Origin of the sequence: Thauera phenylacetica B4P (genome assembly GCF_000310225.1) — a bacterium.
Classification (GTDB): Bacteria; Pseudomonadota; Gammaproteobacteria; order Burkholderiales; family Rhodocyclaceae; genus Thauera; species Thauera phenylacetica.
Map to the genome: position 1 here is coordinate 1 of NZ_AMXF01000079.1, position 16,661 is coordinate 16,661.

Sequence of the window (16,661 nt, forward strand, 5' to 3'; positions counted from 1 at the left end):
GTGCGCCCGCGCCGCCGAGCCGATCGCGCTGGGCAACGCGGACGCCGGCTGCGAGCTGCCGGCGCTCGAACGCCAGCTGATCGGCGCGCTGCAGGGCGGCCTGGCGCTGGAGGCGCGGCCCTTCGCCACGCTGGCTGCGCGCGTCGGTCTCGCCGAGGAGGCGGTCATCGCCTGCATCGCGCGCTGGGTGGACGAGGGCCTGATCCGCCGCTTCGGCGTGGTCGTGCGGCACCACGAGCTCGGGCTCGAGGCCAACGCGATGTGCGTGTGGGACGTGCCCGACGCCGAGGTCTCCGCGCTGGGCCGCAGGCTCGCGCAGGAGGCCGCGGTCACGCTGTGCTACCGCCGCAGCCGCGTGCGGCCCGACTGGCCTTACAACCTCTTCTGCATGATCCACGGCAGCGCGCGCGAGGAGGTGCTCGCCGCGCGCGCGGATCTCGCCGTGCGCCTCGGTCTCGACCGCCATCCGCATGCGGTGCTGTTCAGCTGCCGGCGCTTCAAGCAGACCGGCGCACGCTATCTCGACGCCAAGGACCTCGCCCATGTCTGAAGCCCAGCCCGCCGCCTCGGCCGGCCGTCGTGGCGTGGCCGCGAAGCGTGCGCCCGACGACACCGACCGTCGCCTGATCAACGCCATCCAGGGCGAGTTTCCGCTCTCCGAGCGCCCCTTCGCCGAGGTCGGCGCCGCGCTCGGCCTGTCCGAGGACGAGGTCATCGCGCGCCTGCAGTCGCTGCTCGACGATCGCGTGCTGACCCGCTTCGGGCCGATGTACCAGATCGAGCGCATGGGCGGCGCCTTCTGCCTGGCCGCGATCGCGGTGCCGGAGGCGCAGTGGGCGAGCGCGGTGGAGGCGGTCAACGCCTTCCCCGAGGTCGCGCACAACTACCGCCGCGAGCACGCGCTCAACATGTGGTTCGTGCTCGCCACCGAGACGCCGGAGGGCATTGCCGACTGCGCGCGCCGCATCGAGGCCGCCACCGGCCTGGTGGTGCATCTGTTCCCCAAGGAACGCGAGTACTTCGTCGAGATGAGGCTGGAGGCGTGATGGAACGAGGCATGTCGGATAAGGTCGCGGTCGTCGGGGTCGAGCCCCGCGGCCACACAGGCACGGACACGGATGATGCGGCCGGCGCCGAGCTCGACCGCCGCATCGTGCTCGCCACCCAGGGCGGCCTGCCGCTGGTGGCGCGCCCCTACGCTGCGGTGGCCGAGACGTTGGGCGTAGCCGAGGGCCTGGTGCGCGAGCGCCTGGCCGCCATGCTCGCCGACGGCCGCATCCGCCGCATCGGCGCGGTGCCCAACCACTACGCGATCGGCTACACCGCCAACGGCATGAGCGTGTGGGACATCGACGCCGACGTGATCGACGCGGTCGGCGAGCGCGTCGGCGGGCTCGACTTCGTCACCCACTGCTACCGCCGCCCGCGCCACCTGCCCGACTGGCCCTACAACCTGTTCGCGATGGTGCACGCCGCCAGCCGCGAGGCCGCGCTCGAGCGCGTGGACGAGATCGCCGCGCGGATCGCCGCCGAGTTCCCCGGCGCCTGCCGTGGCCGCGACGTGCTGTTCTCGTCCGGCATCCTGAAGAAGACGGGCTTGCGGATCGGCGGCTAGGCGCAGCCGGCGCTCCTGCATGCGCCCGCGCTCCAGCGGCCTGCGCCAGGCACCCTTGACGCGCATCATTTTCATTTGCGGGCGCCTCGGGTGAAATGGCCTCCATTCAGGAGGCTCCCATGTTCCGCATCTCCCAATTCATCCGCGAGCTCGACCACCCCACGCCCGCCGGCCCGCGCCGCAACCCGCCGGGCCCGGTGGTGATCTGGAACCTGATCCGGCGCTGCAACCTCACCTGCGAGCACTGCTACTCGATCTCGGCGGACAAGGACTTCCCCGGCGAGCTGAACACCCAGGAAGTGTTCAAGGTCATGGACGAGCTCAAGGCCGCGCGCGTGCCGGTGCTGATCCTGTCCGGCGGCGAGCCGCTGCTGCGCCCCGACATCTTCGACATCGCGCGCCGCGCCAAGGGCATGGGCTTCTACGTCGGCCTGTCGTCCAACGGCACGCTGATCGACGAGTCCAACATCGACGCGATCGACGAGATCGGCTTCGACTACGTGGGGGTGAGCCTCGACGGCATCGGCCCCACCCATGACCACTTCCGCCGTAAGGAGGGCGCCTTCGTCGCCTCGATGCACGGCATCCGCCTGTGCCGCGAGCGCGGCATCAAGGTCGGCGTGCGCTACACCATGACCGAGGGCAACGCCCACGACCTGCCGGCGCTGTTGAAGCTGGTCGAGGACGAGTCCATCGACAAGTTCTACTTCTCGCACCTCAACTACGCCGGCCGCGGCAACAAGAACCGCGCCGGCGATGCGCACCATCGCACCACCCGCGAGGCCATGGAGCTGCTCTTCGAGACCTGCCTCGAACTGCACCGGCGCGGCATCGACAAGGACTTCGTCACCGGCAACAACGACGCCGACGGCCCCTTCCTGCTGCACTGGGTGCAGCGCCGCTTCCCCGACAAGGCCGCGCACATCGAGGCCAAGCTGCGCCAGTGGGGCGGCAACGCGAGCGGGGTCAATGTGGCCAACATCGACAACCTCGGCGTCGTTCACCCCGACACCATGTGGTGGCACGTGCCGCTGGGCAAGGTGCGCGAGCGCGCCTTCGGCGAGATCTGGAACGACCTGTCGAACCCGCTGCTGGCCGGGCTCAAGCAGCATCCGCGCAAGCTCGAGGGGCGCTGCGGCGCGTGCAAGTACCTGGACATCTGCAACGGCAGCTCGCGCGTGCGCGCCGAGCAGGTCACCGGCAACCCGTGGGCGGAGGACCCCGCGTGCTACCTTCTCGATGAGGAGATCGGCGTGAATCCGGCGGACTATGGCGCCGAGCGCGTCGTCACCACGCCCTGGACCCGCATCGACAAGGTCTCCGCATGAAATTCCGCGCCTCGACCCTGGCCCGCCTGTGCGCGCTGCTGGGCGCGTTCTCCGGCGTACTGCTCGTCGAGCCCGCCGCCGCTTCGCCGGACAAGGCCGCCGCGCAAGCTGCGCCCGCTGCAGCAGCGTCTCCGGTGCTCATCGACGTACCCGCGCTCTACGCGCAGCACTGCGCGGCCTGCCATGCGCCCAACCGCCTCGGCGCGATGGGGCCCGCGCTGCTGCCCGACAACCTTGGCCGCCTGCGCAAGAGCGAGGCGGCGAAGGTGATCGCCGAGGGCCGGCCCGCGACCCAGATGGCCGGCTTCGCCGCGCAGATGAGCAAGGAAGAGATCGCCGCGCTCACCGAGTGGATCTACACCCCGGTGGTGCCCGCGCCGCGCTGGACCGACGAGGACATCCGCGCCTCGCGCATCGTCCACGTCGACCCCGCGACGCTCTCGGCCAGGCCGGTGTTCGACGCCGATCCGATGAACCTCTTCCTGGTGGTGGAGGCGGGCGATCATCACGTCAGCGTGCTCGATGGCGACAAGCTCGAGCCCATCTTCCGCTTCCAGTCGCGCTTCGCCCTGCACGGCGGACCCAAGTTCGCCGCCGAGGGGCGCTACGTGTTCTTCGCCTCGCGCGACGGCTGGATCACCAAGTTCGACCTGTGGAACCTCAAGGTCGTGGCCGAGGTGCGCGCCGGCATCAACACGCGCAACGTCGCCGCCTCGCCCGATGGCACCCACGTCGCGGTGGCCAACTACCTGCCCAACACCCTGGTGCTGCTCGACGGCGACCTCAACCTGGTCAAGACCATCCCCGCCACCGACCGTGACGGCAAGAAGAGCTCGCGCGTGTCGGCGGTGTACGACGCCACCCCGCGCAAGTCCTTCATCGCCGCGCTCAAGGACGTCGGTGAGGTGTGGGAGATCAGCTACACCAAGGCGGTCGAGGACATCCCGATCAGCTACATCCACGACTACACCCAGCGCGAAGGCAGCTTCATCCCGGGTTACCTGAACCCGCGTCGCACCATCCTCGCCGAGGTGCTCGACGACTTCTTCTTCACTCAGGACTACTCCGAGCTGATGGGCGCCTCGCGCGAGGGCGTCGGCCAGGTGGTGAATCTCGACGTGCGCAAGAAGATCGCCAACCTGCCGCTCGACGGCATGCCGCACCTGGGCTCGGGCATCACCTGGGAATGGAAGGATCCCGCCGCCGGGCCGGACGCCAAGCCGCGCACGGTGATGGCGAGCACAAACCTCAAGGCCGGCGAGGTCACGGTGATCGACATGAAGACCTGGGAGGTCGTCAAGCGCATCCCCACCCGCGGCCCGGGCTTCTTCCTGCGCAGCCACGGCAACAGCCGCTACGCCTTCGTCGACTCGATGATGAGCCCGGAGGCCAAGCACATCCTGCAGGTGATCGACAAGCACACGCTCGAGGTAGTCCGCGAGATCACCGGCGAGCCGGGCAAGACGCTCGCCCACATCGAGTTCACCCGCGACGGCCGCTACGCGCTCGCCAGCCTGTGGGAGGACGAGGGCGCGGTGATCGTGCTCGACGCGCAGACCCTGGAAGAGGTCAAGCGCCTGCCGATGCGCAAGCCCGTGGGCAAGTACAACGTCTGGAACAAGATCACGCGCGAGGAAGGCACCAGCCACTGATTCCCCCGGGCCGGGCAGGCGTCCGGCCGCGCGCAGCTTCACCCGCCTTCAACCCCTTCAGCACAAAAGAGAACAGAACATGGCGCTGATCCGCCTCGACGAACCGACCACCAAACGCATTCCGCCCGACACATTTTCGCTGTGGGCGCTCGCCTTCCGTCCCTTTTACCTGCTCGCTGCGCTGTTTGCGGCGATCGCGGTTCCGGTGTGGGCGGTGGCCTACTCCGGCGCGATCGAGCTGCCCATGCCCGGGATCTGGTGGCACGCTCACGAGATGATCTTCGGCTTCGCGATCGCGGTGATCATCGGCTTCCTGTTCACCGCGGGGCGCAACTGGACCGGGCTCGACACGCCCACGGACAAGCCGCTGATGGTGCTCGCCGCGGTGTGGCTCGCCGGCCGCCTGGCCATGGCCTTCGGCAGCGGCGCCTGGGTGGCGGTCGTCGACCTGGCCTTCCTGCCGGTGGCCGCGGGGATGCTGCTGAAGGTGCTGATCAAGGCCAAGAGCAAGCGCAACTACTTCGTCGGCGCGCTGCCCGCCATGCTCGCGCTCGCCAACCTGTTCTTCCACCTCGCCGTGCTCGGCGTGATCGAGGCCGATCCGCTGACCGCCATGCACCTGGCCCTGGGCCTGGTGGTGTTGCTGGAGACCATCGTCGGCGGCCGCGTGATCCCGATGTTCACCTTCAACGCGGTGCGCGGCGTCAAGCAGTGGCGCAACGTGAAGCTCGACTGGGCGGCGGCGATCGCCACCGGAATCGCGCTGCTGCTGTGGGCGCTTGGCGCCGGGGCGTGGGCGGGCGTGGTGTCGCTGCTCGCAGCCGCGCTGCAGGCGCTGCGCCTGGGCGGCTGGAACCCGTGGGCGACGCGCGGCCAGCCCATCCTGTGGGTGCTGCAGCTGGCCTACCTGTGGATTCCGCTCGGTCTCGCGCTCGTCGCGCTGACCCAGTTCGGCGTGCTGCCGCGTTCGGCTGGCGTCCATGCGCTGGCCATCGGCGCCACCGGCGGCCTCATCATCGGCATGATCACCCGCACCGCCCTAGGCCACACCGGCCGCATGCTGACCGCCGGGCGCCTCGAGACCGCCGCCTACGCGCTGGTGCTGCTGGCCGCGCTCGTGCGGGTGCTGACGGTGGCCTTCATCCCCGCGGCGCAGCTCGGCGGCGTGCATGCCGCGGCGACGCTGTGGTCGGTCGCCTTCCTGCTCTACCTGTGGCGCTATGCCCCCTACCTCTGGTACGCGAGGGTGGACGGCAAGGAAGGCTGAGCACCTTTTCGTCGCCCGGAAACGAAACGAGGGGCCCGCGGGCCCCTCGTTTCATGCCGGCCACCGCGGCGCTCACCTGGCCCGGAGCCGCGATGTCCCATGTAGGAGCGCCGGCAGGCGCGAAAGCGGCGATGGAGCCCGGGACCCGCGTCGATCAGCGGACCGCCGGGTTCGCAGCTGCCGCAGCTCCTACAGGCGGTCCGGGGTGCGTGGTGGTGCATGTAGGAGCGCCGGCAGGCGCGAAAGCGGCGGTGGAGCCCGGGACCCGCGTCGATCAGCGGACCGGCGGGTTCGCAGCTGCCGCAGCTCCTACAGGCGGTCCGGGGTGCGTGGTGGTGCATGTAGGAGCGCCGGCAGGCGCGAAAGCGGCGGTGGAGCCCGGGACCCGCGTCGATCACCGGACCGCCGGGGTCGTAGCTGCCGCAGCTCCTACAGGCGGTCCGGGGTGCGTGGTGGTGCATGTAGGAGCGCCGCAGGCGCGAAAGCGGCGGTGGAGCCCGGGACCCGCGTCAATCACCGGACCGCCGGGTTTGCAGCTGCCGCAGCTCCTACAGGCGGTCCGGGGTGCGCGGTGGTGCATGTAGGAGCGCCGGCAGGCGCGAATGCAGCCGTGCCGCTGCGCAACGCGCCCACTTCGTGCGCTGATCTCCTCAACCCAGGCTTCTGCGCAGCCGCCCGATGTCTGGGATGTGGATGGTGCGGCCCTCGACCTGGATCAGGCCGGCGCTGGTGAGCTCGTTGAGGATGCGCGAGAAGTGTTCCTGCGTGAGGTTGAGGCGCGAGGCGATCGTGCCCTTGCTGGTCGGCAGGCGCAGCGACACCGCGCCTTCGGACACCCCGTCGCCCTCGCGCTCTTCTTCGCGCAGCAGGTAGCCCACCACGCGGTCGCGGCCCGAGCGCAGCGAGTAGCTCTCGACGTCGGCCATCAGCAGGTGCAGGCGCTGGGCGAGACCGGCGATGATCTTGCGGCAAAAAACGGGATCGCCCGACATCTCCTCGAAGAAGACCTGCTTGCCGATGTGCAGCAGGGTGGCGTCGGTGAGCGCCTGCGCCATCACGACGTAGGGCTTGTCCATGAACATCACCGCCTCGCCGAAGCTGCGTCCGGCGTAGAGGATGTCCACCACCTTCTCGTTGCCCTCGGCCGAGGTGAAGGCGAGCTTGATCTGGCCGTCGAGGATGAGGTGGAAGCCGAGGCAGGGATCGCCGCGGTGGAAGAGGATCTCGCCGCGCGCGACGCGCACCTCGCGCACGCCACGCGCGAAGCGGGCGATGTCCTCGCAGGCGAGGCCGTTGAACAGCGAGGCGCGCGCGAGCAGACGGCACAGGCGTTCGAGCTCGGTGACCGGGCTGCCTGTGGAGGGGTCGATCTGGAAGGGTCGTTCGCCGACCGGGGTGGCGCTACGGGGCATGGCTTCAGCGCGTGAGCTGGGCGTAGAACATGGGCAGGCGGGCGGGCAGTTCATCAGGCTGGCGGATCACCGCGTAGCCGGCCGGACCGAAGAGGTGCGGCAGGTAGCTCGCGCCTTCGCGGTCGATGGTAACGCAGAACGGCACGACGCCGCGGTTGCGCGCCTCGACCACGGCGACGCGGGTGTCCTCGATGCCGTAGCGGCCGTCGTAGAGGTCGAGGTCGTTGGGCTTGCCGTCGGACAGGATCAGCAGGATGCGGCGCGCGGCGCGCTGGCCGTCGAGGATCGTGGTGGCGTGGCGGATCGCCGCGCCCAGGCGGGTGTAGTAGCCCGGCTTGATCGCCATGATGCGGCCGCGCGCGCGGTCGTCGAAGCGCTGGTCGAAGTCCTTGAGGCGGTGGAAGCGCACGTTGCTGCGCTTGACCGAGGAGAAGCCGCACAGCGCGAAACTGTCGCCGGTGGCGAGCAGGGCCTCGCCGAAGAGCAGCAGCGAGTCGCGGATGACGTCGATCACGCGCGCCTCGGAGGAGACCCAGGAGTCGGTCGACAGCGACAGGTCGGCCAGCGCCAGGCAGGCCAGGTCGCGCTCGCGCTTCTCGAGCGAGAGGTAGAGCTGGTCGGACGGGTGGTGGCCGGTGGCACGGTCGGTGGCCGCGCGCACCACGGCGTCGAGGTCGAGCTCGGTGCCGTCGACCTGGGCCTTGAGCCAGCGCCGCCCCGGGGTGAGCGCGGCGAACTGGCGGTGCAGGCGGCGTGCGGTACGGCGCAGGTGCTCGGGCAGCGGGCTGGGCGCGGCGCGCGGGTCGTGGATCGAGGGCGTCAACTCCGTGAGGCGGACGTGGTCCTCGAGCAGCAGGTTCTTTCGGTAGTCCCACTCGGGCAGCGGGATGCCGTCGCCGAGCACGACGTCGTCCTCGGCGGCCGAGGGCAGGTCGAGGTCGAAGCGCACCTTGGAGGCGACGCGCTCGCCGTCGCGGGTGATCGACAGGTGGTCGAGGTTGGCGGCGGCGTCGGCGGCGTTGTCGTCGGGTTCGTCGTCGGTGCTGCGCTGCACCTTGATGAACTCCGCCACCGACAGCAGGCTCTCGGCGCGGAAGGGGATGATCATGCCGTGCTTCTCGGGCATCTGCTCCTGGCGCTCGACGCGGTGGGCCTGGCGGCTGCTGTCCTTGCCGGGACGGCTGGCGCCGGCCTCGCCGAGCTCGCCGCTACCCTGGCCGGTGCTTCCGACTGTGGCGCTGGCGCGGAAATCGCTCAGCCACAGCAGCACGGGCTGGGTGACGCGCGCCTTGGCGGGCAGGCGGGGCAGGGCGGCGACGCTGCCGGGGGCGTGGAGGGCGAGGCGGATAAGCTTCTCGCGCTCGGCCTCGGGGGGCGGCAGCTTCTCGAGCCTGGGGCGCTGGGCGATCACCGCGTCGACGAGGCGGCGATAGCGCGCCTCGATGCCGGGCCAGCGTGCGAGGGCGCGCAGGGTGGCGGCCTGGTTCTCGCGCAGCTCGCGGGTGGCGGCCTCGTCGATGGGCTCGTCGGGCACCGGCCCGAGCATGGGGTGGCCGTCGCCGTCCTCCGCGGGGGGTGCGGCGGCCACGGCGGCGAGCCAGAGGTAGAGGTCGCGGTTGAGGCTGCGCTCGGGCAGCACGTCGAGCTCGGGCGGCAGGCGCAGCGTGGACACGTCCATGCGCGCCCTCGCGACACGTTCGTCGGCACCGGCGATGCGCTGCAGCAGGCTGCGCCGCGCGCCGTGCTCGTCGGTGGTCGCCGCCGCCAGGCGCAGGCCGGGGTCGCCGCCGAGGGCGCGGAAGAACACTCCCGCGGTCTTCTCGATGTCGCGCAGGCGCACCGCCGCCTTGGGAAAGTGTCCGCCGGCGGCGCGGGTGATGAGGCGGTGCCAGAGCAGGCCTACGGTTTCTTCCATGGCGTCAGCGATCCTTGAGTGCGCGGAACCCGGCTTCGTTCTGGCGTGCCGCCTCGCCGGCCACCCAGGACAGCAGCGGCCCCTGCGGGTTGGCGTGCTGGGTGGTGGCGCAGGCGTCGATGCACTGGCGGCACTGGGTGCAGGTGAACATGTGACGCTTGATGTTGCGCGGGCGCAGCCGCATTGGGCAGGCGGCGTCGCAGGCCGACTGGCGGTCGGGCAGGCAGCTCGAACAGTCGCTCGCGCGCTCGCGCTCGAAGCCGACCACCAGCGCGTCGCGGTTGCCCATCCAGGCCAGGCTCTGGAACAGGCCGACCGCGCACACGAAGCGGCAGAAGAGGTGGCGCGCGAAGAGGAATTCCAGGCTCAGCACCACGGTGGCCGCGGTGAGGAAGATCGTCTGGTTGCGGGTGAGCTCGCCGGCGAAGAGGTTGCCGTACACCTGCGCGGGCGGCAGCAGGTAGGTGAGCAGCACCACCGCCCACAGGAAGGCGAAGCCCACCGCCGCGGGCACGACGACGCCCCACCAGCGCGCGTCCACCCGCGCGGGGCGGCCGTCGGGCTTCCACGCCGGCAGCAGGTGGCGGTCCCACACCGAGGCCTTGCCCGCGGCGCGCGCCATCAGCCGGTTGATCGACTCCACCACCGAGAAGTGCGGGCACAGCCAGCCGCAGTACAGCCGCCCCCACTTCCACGCCGCGCCGATGACCAGCGCGGCGAGCGTGAGCAGGGGGACGAAGAGGTTCAGGATGATGCTGCCGGCCGCCTCGAGCGCCGTCGCCTCGCCGGCGAGGAAGGGGTCGAGGCCGAGCCGCCATTCCATGCCGAGCAGCCAGGCGTGGTCGGCGTCGAGGTCGTAGCGGAACAGGTCGAACACCGGCGCGAAGATGAAGAGCACGAAGAAGCCGACCTGGAAGGCGCTCCGCCGGCGCTGCATCGCCGCCGCGGCGGTCGCGTCGTGCGCCGGGGCGACGGCGATCGGGATCACGCGCTGCGCCTTGGGCGCGGAGGCTCGGGTGTTCATCGCGGGCAGGCCGGCTCAGGACGGCTCGCGTGGCCCGAACACCGGGAAGCGCCAGCTGCGGCCGTTGATCGCGCGCGACAGGCCCATGACACCGAGCAGGATCAGGCTCGAATGCACGAAGGTGAAATACAGGATGCCGATCACCCAGGTCCACGGGTTGTCGAAGCCGCCGAGCAGGAAGATCGCGACGCTGATCACGACCAGCAGCAGCCCGCCCCAGATGCAGGTCCAGCCGGTCTGGCGCAGGTGATTGCGCACCAGCGGGTCGGCGTGCTCGCGGTTCTGATACCACAGCACCATCAGCGCCAGGAATGCGATGCCGGGCAGGAGCATCAGGTTGATCAGGAACAGCGCCTCGGCGACCACCGCGAGGCGCGGGCCGGGCATGACGTGGCGGAGCGGATCGGCGCGCTTGATTTCCATCTCGCTGTCCCGGCCGTCAGCGACCGAAGGTGGCAGCGACCACCTCCATCAGGCCCTCGGCGACGTCGGCGTCGTCGGTCAGGCTCTCGACGATGCCGACCCGGCACGCGGCCACCGGGTCCATGCCGTCCTTGATGAGGAGGGCGGCGTAGACCAGCAGGCGGGTGCTCGCGGCCTCTTCCAGGTCGCGGTCCTTGAGCGCGCGCAGCGCGTTGGCGATGGCGACCAGGCGCCTGGCCAGGTCGGGCGCGCAGGCGGTCTCGCCGATCAGCACCGCCTCTTCCAGCTCGGGGCGGGGGAAGTCGAAGCGCAGGCTGACGAAGCGCTGGCGGGTCGAGGGCTTCATGCCCTTGAGCAGGTTCTGGTAGCCGGGGTTGTAGGACACCACCAGCATGAAGGAGGGCGGCGCCTCGAGCAGCTCGCCGGTGCGGTCGATGGGCAGCACGCGGCGATCGTCGGCGAGCGGGTGCAGCACGACGGTGGTGTCCTTGCGCGCCTCGACCACCTCGTCGAGGTAGCAGATGCCGCCTTCGCGCACCGCGCGGGTGAGCGGGCCGTCGCACCACATCGTCTTGCCGTCGCCGATGAGGTGGCGGCCTACGAGGTCGGCTGCGGTGAGGTCGTCGTGGCAGGCCACGGTGTACAGCGGCAGGCCGAGGCGGGCCGCCATGTGCGACACGAAGCGCGTCTTGCCGCAGCCGGTGGGGCCCTTGATCAGCAGCGGCAGGCGGTTCTTCCAGGCGTGCTGGAAGACCACCACCTCGTCGCCGGCGGACTGGTAGAAGGGAATGTCGAGGTTGGGCGTGTCGGGCTTCATTGGGCGAGTCCCTTGATGTAGGCGATGGCGATGAGGGCCCAGACGACGATGATCCAGCCCATCGTGAGCGCGCGCCAGAGCAGCGGAGCATGGCGCAGCGCCATGAAGTCGAGGATGACCACCGCGCCTTTCCAGAAGGAGATCGCGGCGAGGACGGCGACGCCCCAGGTGCCGGTGACACCGAGCGAGCCCATGCCCCAGGTGGCGAAGGTGGCGAGGATCAGGGTGGCGAAGAGGAGGGTGGAGCCCTTGGGCGTTCCGTGCATGTGTGCGCTCATGGCGGGCTCCTCAGTGGATGACGTAGACGAGCGGGAAGAGGATCAGCCAGACCAGGTCGACCATGTGCCAGTAGGCGGCGCCGGTCTCCAGCCCGTTCATGTCGCCGGGGCGGTAGCGGCCCTGGCGCGCGCCGTTCCACATCGCGATCAGGATCACCAGGCCCAGGATCACGTGCATGAAGTGGAAGAAGGTCAGCGACAGGTAGAACATGTGGAAGGTGCTGCTCGACAGGCTGATGTTGTGCTCGAAGGCCGCAGCGTATTCGGTCAGCTTGACGACGACGAAGCCGAAGCCGGTGAGGATCGCCCCGCCCAGCCAGTTGGCGCACTGGCGCGACGCCTCGGCCTCGGCGGCCTGCACCGCGCGCACCACGAAGTAGCTCGCGGTGAGCAGCAGCACGGTGTTGAGCGCGCCCGCGTTGCGGTTGAGCGCGGCCTGCTCGGCGGCGAAGAGCTCGATGTTTTTGGCGCGCGCGAAGGCGTAGGCGGCGAAGAAGACCCCGAAGGCGAGCAGCTCGGCGAGGATGAAGAACCAGATTGCGAGGTCGCCCGCGAGGCGGGGGCCGTGGGCTTGTGCCGGTCCGCTGGCCGGCATGGAACTCGGCGGAGTGGTGACGGTATCCATGCGGCGCAGTCTAGGCAGAAGGGCGCGGTTTTAACTTGATCGTGGTTAATTGGGATTCGTTCGTGTTCAGCCCGCTGCCGCCAGCCAGCGCCGGGTGACGTCGACCATGCGGCTGGCGAAGCCCCATTCGTTGTCGAACCACACCACGAGGTTGAGCATGTTCGGCCCGACCGTGCGCGTCTGGCTGCAGTCGATGATCGCCGAGTGCGGGTCGTGGTTGAAGTCGATCGAGGCGTGCGCCTCGTCCGAGCAGGCGAGCAGGCCGCGCTGCGGCCCCGCAGCGTTCTCGCGCAGCAGACGGTTGACCGCCTCGGCCGAGACCTCGCGGCCGAAGCTCAGCACCATGTCGATCGCGGAGACGTTGTGGGTGGGCACGCGGATGGCCTTCGCCTGCACGCGCCCGGCCAGCGCCGGCAGCAGGCGCTCGACGCCGCGCGCGAGGCCGGTCGACACCGGGATGATCGACTGCATGGCCGAGCGCGTGCGGCGCAGGTCGGCGTGATGGTAGCCGTCGATCAGCGGCTGGTCGTTCATCGCCGAGTGCAGCGTGGTGAGCAGGGCGTGCTCGATGCCGATCGCGCGATGAAGGCAGTCGAGCACCGGCACCACGGCGTTGGTGGTGCAGGAGGCGTTCGACACCAGCCGCTCGGGTCCGCGCAGCTCGTCCTCGTTGATGCCGAACACCACGGTCGCGTCCACGTCCTCGGCGCCGTTGCCAGGGTGCGACAGCAGCAGGCGCGGGCAGCCGGCGTCGATGAAGCGCTGCAGCTCGCGGCGCCCGCCGTACTGTCCCGAGCACTCGACGACCAGGTCGAGCTCGAGCGCGGCCCAGTCGACTTCCTCCGGCGTGCTCGCGTGGCTGACCTGGATCGCGTGCCCGTCCACGATCAGCTCGCCCTCGCTGCGGTCCACCACGCCCGGGAAGCGGCCATGGGTGGAGTCGAAGCGGGTGAGGTAGGTGATGCTGGCGAGGTCGGCGGGCTCGTTGATCGCGACGATGCGGTAGGGCTCGGCGAGGCCGGCCTCGTGCAGGGCGCGCAGGTAGCAGCGGCCGATGCGGCCGTAGCCGTTGATGGCGATGCGGAAGGGGCGTTCGGCGCGGCTCGGCGCGGAGCTCGGCGCGGAGCTCGGCGCGGAGCTCGGCGGACGGGAGGCCGGGCGCGGGGGAGAAGGCGGGCTGGAGACGTTGGGCACGGGCGGACAGGGGCGAGCGGGGACGAACGGCGGCCTCGGGGCCGACGCCCGGGGAGGGGGACCGTGGGCATGCACCGGGGCATGCATCGGGGCGGGGCCTGCGGGAGTGCGACATTCTAGCGGCCGCCCCGGGCTGCGTGCGCGACGCGCAAAAAAAGAGGGGCGGCTCGCGCCGCCCCAACCCCTTACCCTGGATGTTCCAGGCTTGTTACAGGTCGTGCTCCGTCGGCCTTAGCCGCGGGCTGCCACCGCCTTGGCTTCACCCTTCACGAAGAAGCTGGCGAGATAGACCAGCAGGCCGACGAAGAACATCACACCGGCCCATTCGCGCATCCAGTAGAACAGCATCAGCTGATCCTGGGTGGCCATGAAGGACATCGGCGTGTCGGACACGCGCTGCAGCCAGACCTGCAGGATGCCGGCGGCGGTCAGGAACAGGGTGATGAACACCATGGCGATGGTCATCAGCCAGAACGCCCACATCTCCAGGACCTGCGCCTTCTCGCTGTTGGCGGCGCGGCCGCGCAGGATCGGCATGGCGTAGCTGATCGTCGTCAGCACGACCATCACGTAGGCGCCGTAGAAGGCCATGTGGCCGTGCGCCGCGGTGATCTGCGAGCCGTGGGTGAAGTAGTTGACCGGAGCCAGGGTGTGCAGGAAGCCCCACACGCCGGCACCCAGGAAGGCCATCACGCCGGTACCGAGCGCCCACAGCACGGCAGCCTTGTTCGGGTGCTCGCGGCGACGACGGTTGACCATGTTGAACGCGAAGACGGTCATGGCGAAGAAGGGGATCGGCTCCAGCGCGGAGAAGATCGAACCCCACCACTGCCAGTATTCCGGCGTACCGATCCAGAAGTAGTGGTGGCCGGTACCGATGATGCCGGTCACGAGCGCCAGGGTGATGATGACGTACAGCCACTTCTCGATCACTTCACGGTCGACGCCGGTGACCTTGATGAGCACGAAGGCGAGCATCGCGGCCATGATCAGTTCCCACACGCCTTCCACCCAGAGGTGAACCACCCACCACCAGTAGAACTTGTCGCGGACGAGGTTGACCGGGTTGTAGAAGGAGAACAGGAAGAAGATCGCCAGACCCCACAGGCCGAGCAGCAGCACGATGCTGATGACGGTCTTGCGGCCCTTGAGCACGGTCATCGTGATGTTGAACAGGAAGGCGAGCGCGACGATCACGATGCCGATCTTGGTCAACAAGGGCTGCTCGAGGAACTCCCGGCCCATGGTGGCGAGGATGTCGTTGCCCGTCATGGACGCCAGCGTGCTGTAAGGCACGAGCAGGTAGCCCACGATGGTCAGCGCACCGGCCACCAGGAAGATCCAGAACATCGCCAGCGCCAGCTTCGGGCTGAAGAGTTCGGTCTCGGTCTCTTCCGGGATCAGGTAATAGGCCGCGCCCATGAAGCCGAACAGCAGCCACACGATCAGCAGGTTGGTGTGCACCATCCGCGCGACGTTGAACGGGATCTCCGGGAACAGGAAGTCCCCGACGACGTATTGCAGGCCCAGGATCAGGCCGAAGATGATTTGCCCCACGAACAGCCCGATCGCCGCGATGAAGTAGGGCATGGCGACCGCTTGTGATTTGTATTGCATGGATTATCCCCTTGTGGTCTCCAGAGTTCCGATCAGCCCTCGATGTTGGGCGGCCAGTTGGCGGTGTTGATTTCCGAGGTGTACTTCAGGAAGGCCACCAGTTGGTCGAGCTCTTCGTCGGTGAGGTTGAAGTTGGGCATCTGGCGACGGCCGGGGGCTCCGGTGGGCATGGCTTGCATCCAGCCCTTGATGAAGTCGCCGCCGCGGCGCTTGTAGACGTTGCCGAGTTCGGGAGCGAAGTAGGCGCCCTCGCCGAGCATCGTGTGGCAGCCCAGGCAGTTGTTGACTTCCCAGAGGTGCTTGCCGGCGGCAACCTCGGGGGTGATGGCGGCACGGTTGTCCCGGTTGGGCAGCTCGCGCTCGGTGTCGAAGGTGAGCGCCAGGAACAACAGGAAGAAGAACGTTGTCCCCCCGTAAAAGATGTTCCGCGCCATCGATTTTGTGAAAATACCGCTCATGGAGTACTCCTCATCGCTTGTCTCGTTTTGTCAGGAAGGTCTCAGGTCGCCCGCGTGGGTCAGGGGTACAACTGTCCACGGCAATGCCTATGGTGGGCGGATTGTCACGGCGGGCACCCGCGCGCTCCATGATTTGAATCAAGATGTAGCTCGCGTGGATCTTTTCGATCCGCATGGGCGCTCGATTTGCCGGGTTCCGCAGGCGTCGGGGCCCGCTCGGGTGCGGGGTGCGCGCGCTCGGGCGGTCGGCCACGGGCTGCTCGCGCTGCTGCTGGCGGTGGTCGCGGGCGTGGCGAGGGCCGAGGGCGATGCACCGGGGCCGATCGCGGTCGACGTCGGCCACACGCTGGAGGCGCCCGGGGCGACCAGCGCGCGCGGACGCAGCGAGTTCGAGTTCAACCGCGATCTTTCCGTGCACGTTGTCGATGCGCTGCGCGCGCGCGGCTGGGCGGTGGGCACCATCAACGCCGACGGCCGCATCGCCAGCCTGCGCGCGCGGCCGCAGGCGGCCGGCGAGGCGGGGGCGGCCTTCCTGCTCTCGCTGCATCACGACTCGGTCAATGCCTTCGAGCTGCGACCATGGACGTGGGAGGGACGCGCGCTCGACTACAACGACGCGTTCGCCGGGCATTCCCTCTTCGTGTCGCGCGACAACCCCGACACCGCCATGAGCATCCTGTGCGCGCGAGCGATCGGCGCGCGCCTGCAGCGCATGGGCTTCGAGCCCACGCACAAGAACGGCCGCCGGCGCAGCTACGCCGACCGCGAGCACGCGGTGCACTACTACGACGGGCTGGCGGTGCTGCGCCACGCGCGCATGCCGGCGCTGCTGTTCGAGGCCGGCGTGCTCAAGAACCGCGACGAGGAGCTGCTGCTGCGCGATCCTGCGCGCCAGGCACGCATGGCCGACGCGATCGCCACCGGGCTCTCGGCCTGCCTGCGCAACGGCGCGCCCGCGGACGACGAGGCGGGGGCCGACCGCCCGGATCGCGCCGAGCCGCCCGGGCCGTGAGGCGCAGTCGTGGCGACGAGCCCC

General features: G+C 69.6%; 17 protein-coding genes. 7 read left to right on the forward strand and 10 right to left on the reverse strand.

The annotated features are described in order from the left end of the window. The 6 genes from ahbB (C667_RS11675) to C667_RS11700 form a co-directional block, all read left to right on the forward strand. A partial coding sequence (gene ahbB / locus C667_RS11675; RefSeq protein ID WP_004363833.1) for a siroheme decarboxylase subunit beta occupies positions 1-550 on the forward strand: 550 nt, incomplete at its 5' end. After that, entirely contained in the window at positions 543-1,046 is a 504-nt protein-coding gene (locus C667_RS11680) for an Lrp/AsnC family transcriptional regulator (RefSeq protein ID WP_004363834.1), read from the forward strand. The genes ahbB (C667_RS11675) and C667_RS11680, both read left to right, overlap by 8 nt. Positions 1,047-1,057: 11 nt before the next feature. Then, complete coding sequence (gene ahbB / locus C667_RS11685) at positions 1,058-1,615, forward strand: siroheme decarboxylase subunit beta (protein ID WP_004363835.1); 558 nt, start codon at positions 1,058-1,060, stop codon at positions 1,613-1,615. Positions 1,616-1,734: 119 nt separating this feature from the next. Next, on the forward strand, positions 1,735-2,943 hold the full coding sequence (nirJ, locus tag C667_RS11690) for a heme d1 biosynthesis radical SAM protein NirJ (protein WP_004363836.1): 1,209 nt from the start codon (positions 1,735-1,737) through the stop codon (positions 2,941-2,943). Next, on the forward strand, positions 2,940-4,595 hold the full coding sequence (locus tag C667_RS11695) for a cytochrome D1 domain-containing protein (RefSeq protein ID WP_004363837.1): 1,656 nt from the start codon (positions 2,940-2,942) through the stop codon (positions 4,593-4,595). The genes nirJ and C667_RS11695 overlap by 4 nt, the downstream gene beginning before the upstream one ends. Before the next feature lie 79 nt (positions 4,596-4,674). Next, entirely contained in the window at positions 4,675-5,862 is a 1,188-nt protein-coding gene (locus tag C667_RS11700) for an NnrS family protein (RefSeq protein WP_004363838.1), read from the forward strand. Positions 5,863-6,512: 650 nt separating this feature from the next. On the opposite strand, the gene C667_RS11705 is transcribed toward C667_RS11700, so the two are convergent. From C667_RS11705 to C667_RS11750, 10 genes are all read right to left on the reverse strand, one after another. Next, positions 6,513-7,274 (reverse strand): Crp/Fnr family transcriptional regulator, encoded by a 762-nt coding sequence (locus C667_RS11705; RefSeq protein WP_004363840.1) that lies wholly within the window; start codon positions 7,272-7,274, stop codon positions 6,513-6,515. A 4-nt stretch (positions 7,275-7,278) separates the two neighbouring features. Then, complete coding sequence (locus C667_RS11710; RefSeq protein WP_004363842.1) at positions 7,279-9,189, reverse strand: nitric oxide reductase activation protein NorD; 1,911 nt, start codon at positions 9,187-9,189, stop codon at positions 7,279-7,281. 4 nt (positions 9,190-9,193) lie between these two features. Further along, a complete protein-coding gene (locus C667_RS11715) occupies positions 9,194-10,213 on the reverse strand; it encodes a 4Fe-4S binding protein (protein ID WP_004363844.1) in 1,020 nt (339 codons plus the stop codon). A gap of 15 nt (positions 10,214-10,228) precedes the next feature. Next, entirely contained in the window at positions 10,229-10,636 is a 408-nt protein-coding gene (locus C667_RS11720) for a magnetosome magnetite crystal formation protein family (RefSeq protein WP_004363846.1), read from the reverse strand. A 16-nt stretch (positions 10,637-10,652) separates the two neighbouring features. Continuing rightward, complete coding sequence (locus C667_RS11725; protein ID WP_004363848.1) at positions 10,653-11,453, reverse strand: CbbQ/NirQ/NorQ/GpvN family protein; 801 nt, start codon at positions 11,451-11,453, stop codon at positions 10,653-10,655. Further along, positions 11,450-11,731, reverse strand: coding sequence for a cytochrome C oxidase subunit IV family protein (locus C667_RS11730; RefSeq protein ID WP_004363850.1), 282 nt, complete (start codon positions 11,729-11,731; stop codon positions 11,450-11,452). Before C667_RS11730 ends, C667_RS11725 begins: the two co-directional genes overlap by 4 nt. Before the next feature lie 10 nt (positions 11,732-11,741). Beyond that, the gene (locus C667_RS11735; protein ID WP_039921374.1) at positions 11,742-12,356 is read right to left on the reverse strand and encodes a cytochrome c oxidase subunit 3; all 615 of its coding nucleotides are present in this window, start codon (positions 12,354-12,356) and stop codon (positions 11,742-11,744) included. Positions 12,357-12,422: 66 nt separating this feature from the next. Beyond that, positions 12,423-13,550: a type I glyceraldehyde-3-phosphate dehydrogenase gene (locus tag C667_RS11740; protein ID WP_004363854.1), complete on the reverse strand. Its 1,128-nt coding sequence runs from the start codon at positions 13,548-13,550 to the stop codon at positions 12,423-12,425. A 231-nt stretch (positions 13,551-13,781) separates the two neighbouring features. Continuing rightward, a complete protein-coding gene (locus C667_RS11745) occupies positions 13,782-15,167 on the reverse strand; it encodes a cbb3-type cytochrome c oxidase subunit I (protein ID WP_004363856.1) in 1,386 nt (461 codons plus the stop codon). A gap of 32 nt (positions 15,168-15,199) precedes the next feature. Further along, on the reverse strand, positions 15,200-15,625 hold the full coding sequence (locus C667_RS11750) for a c-type cytochrome (RefSeq protein WP_004363859.1): 426 nt from the start codon (positions 15,623-15,625) through the stop codon (positions 15,200-15,202). Between the two features lie 220 nt (positions 15,626-15,845). Between C667_RS11750 and C667_RS11755 the strand changes: the two genes are divergently transcribed. Next, positions 15,846-16,637 carry an N-acetylmuramoyl-L-alanine amidase family protein gene (locus C667_RS11755; protein WP_004363861.1) on the forward strand — a complete coding sequence of 264 codons (792 nt, stop codon included), beginning with the start codon at positions 15,846-15,848 and terminating at the stop codon, positions 16,635-16,637. Positions 16,638-16,661: the final 24 nt, after the last annotated feature.

What these genes read in the sequence shown, in the direction of transcription:
- C667_RS11735 (WP_039921374.1), bottom strand. Translation starts at nt 12,356, where the DNA reads ATGGATACCGTCACCACTCCGCCGAGTTCCATGCCGGCCAGCGGACCG.
- C667_RS11705 (WP_004363840.1), bottom strand. Translation starts at nt 7,274, where the DNA reads ATGCCCCGTAGCGCCACCCCGGTCGGCGAACGACCCTTCCAGATCGAC.
- C667_RS11700 (WP_004363838.1), top strand. Translation starts at nt 4,675, where the DNA reads ATGGCGCTGATCCGCCTCGACGAACCGACCACCAAACGCATTCCGCCC.
- C667_RS11745 (WP_004363856.1), bottom strand. Translation starts at nt 15,167, where the DNA reads ATGCAATACAAATCACAAGCGGTCGCCATGCCCTACTTCATCGCGGCG.
- C667_RS11710 (WP_004363842.1), bottom strand. Translation starts at nt 9,189, where the DNA reads ATGGAAGAAACCGTAGGCCTGCTCTGGCACCGCCTCATCACCCGCGCC.
- C667_RS11695 (WP_004363837.1), top strand. Translation starts at nt 2,940, where the DNA reads ATGAAATTCCGCGCCTCGACCCTGGCCCGCCTGTGCGCGCTGCTGGGC.
- C667_RS11680 (WP_004363834.1), top strand. Translation starts at nt 543, where the DNA reads ATGTCTGAAGCCCAGCCCGCCGCCTCGGCCGGCCGTCGTGGCGTGGCC.
- C667_RS11725 (WP_004363848.1), bottom strand. Translation starts at nt 11,453, where the DNA reads ATGAAGCCCGACACGCCCAACCTCGACATTCCCTTCTACCAGTCCGCC.
- ahbB (WP_004363835.1), top strand. Translation starts at nt 1,058, where the DNA reads ATGTCGGATAAGGTCGCGGTCGTCGGGGTCGAGCCCCGCGGCCACACA.
- C667_RS11730 (WP_004363850.1), bottom strand. Translation starts at nt 11,731, where the DNA reads ATGAGCGCACACATGCACGGAACGCCCAAGGGCTCCACCCTCCTCTTC.
- C667_RS11720 (WP_004363846.1), bottom strand. Translation starts at nt 10,636, where the DNA reads ATGGAAATCAAGCGCGCCGATCCGCTCCGCCACGTCATGCCCGGCCCG.
- C667_RS11750 (WP_004363859.1), bottom strand. Translation starts at nt 15,625, where the DNA reads ATGAGCGGTATTTTCACAAAATCGATGGCGCGGAACATCTTTTACGGG.
- nirJ (WP_004363836.1), top strand. Translation starts at nt 1,735, where the DNA reads ATGTTCCGCATCTCCCAATTCATCCGCGAGCTCGACCACCCCACGCCC.
- C667_RS11715 (WP_004363844.1), bottom strand. Translation starts at nt 10,213, where the DNA reads ATGAACACCCGAGCCTCCGCGCCCAAGGCGCAGCGCGTGATCCCGATC.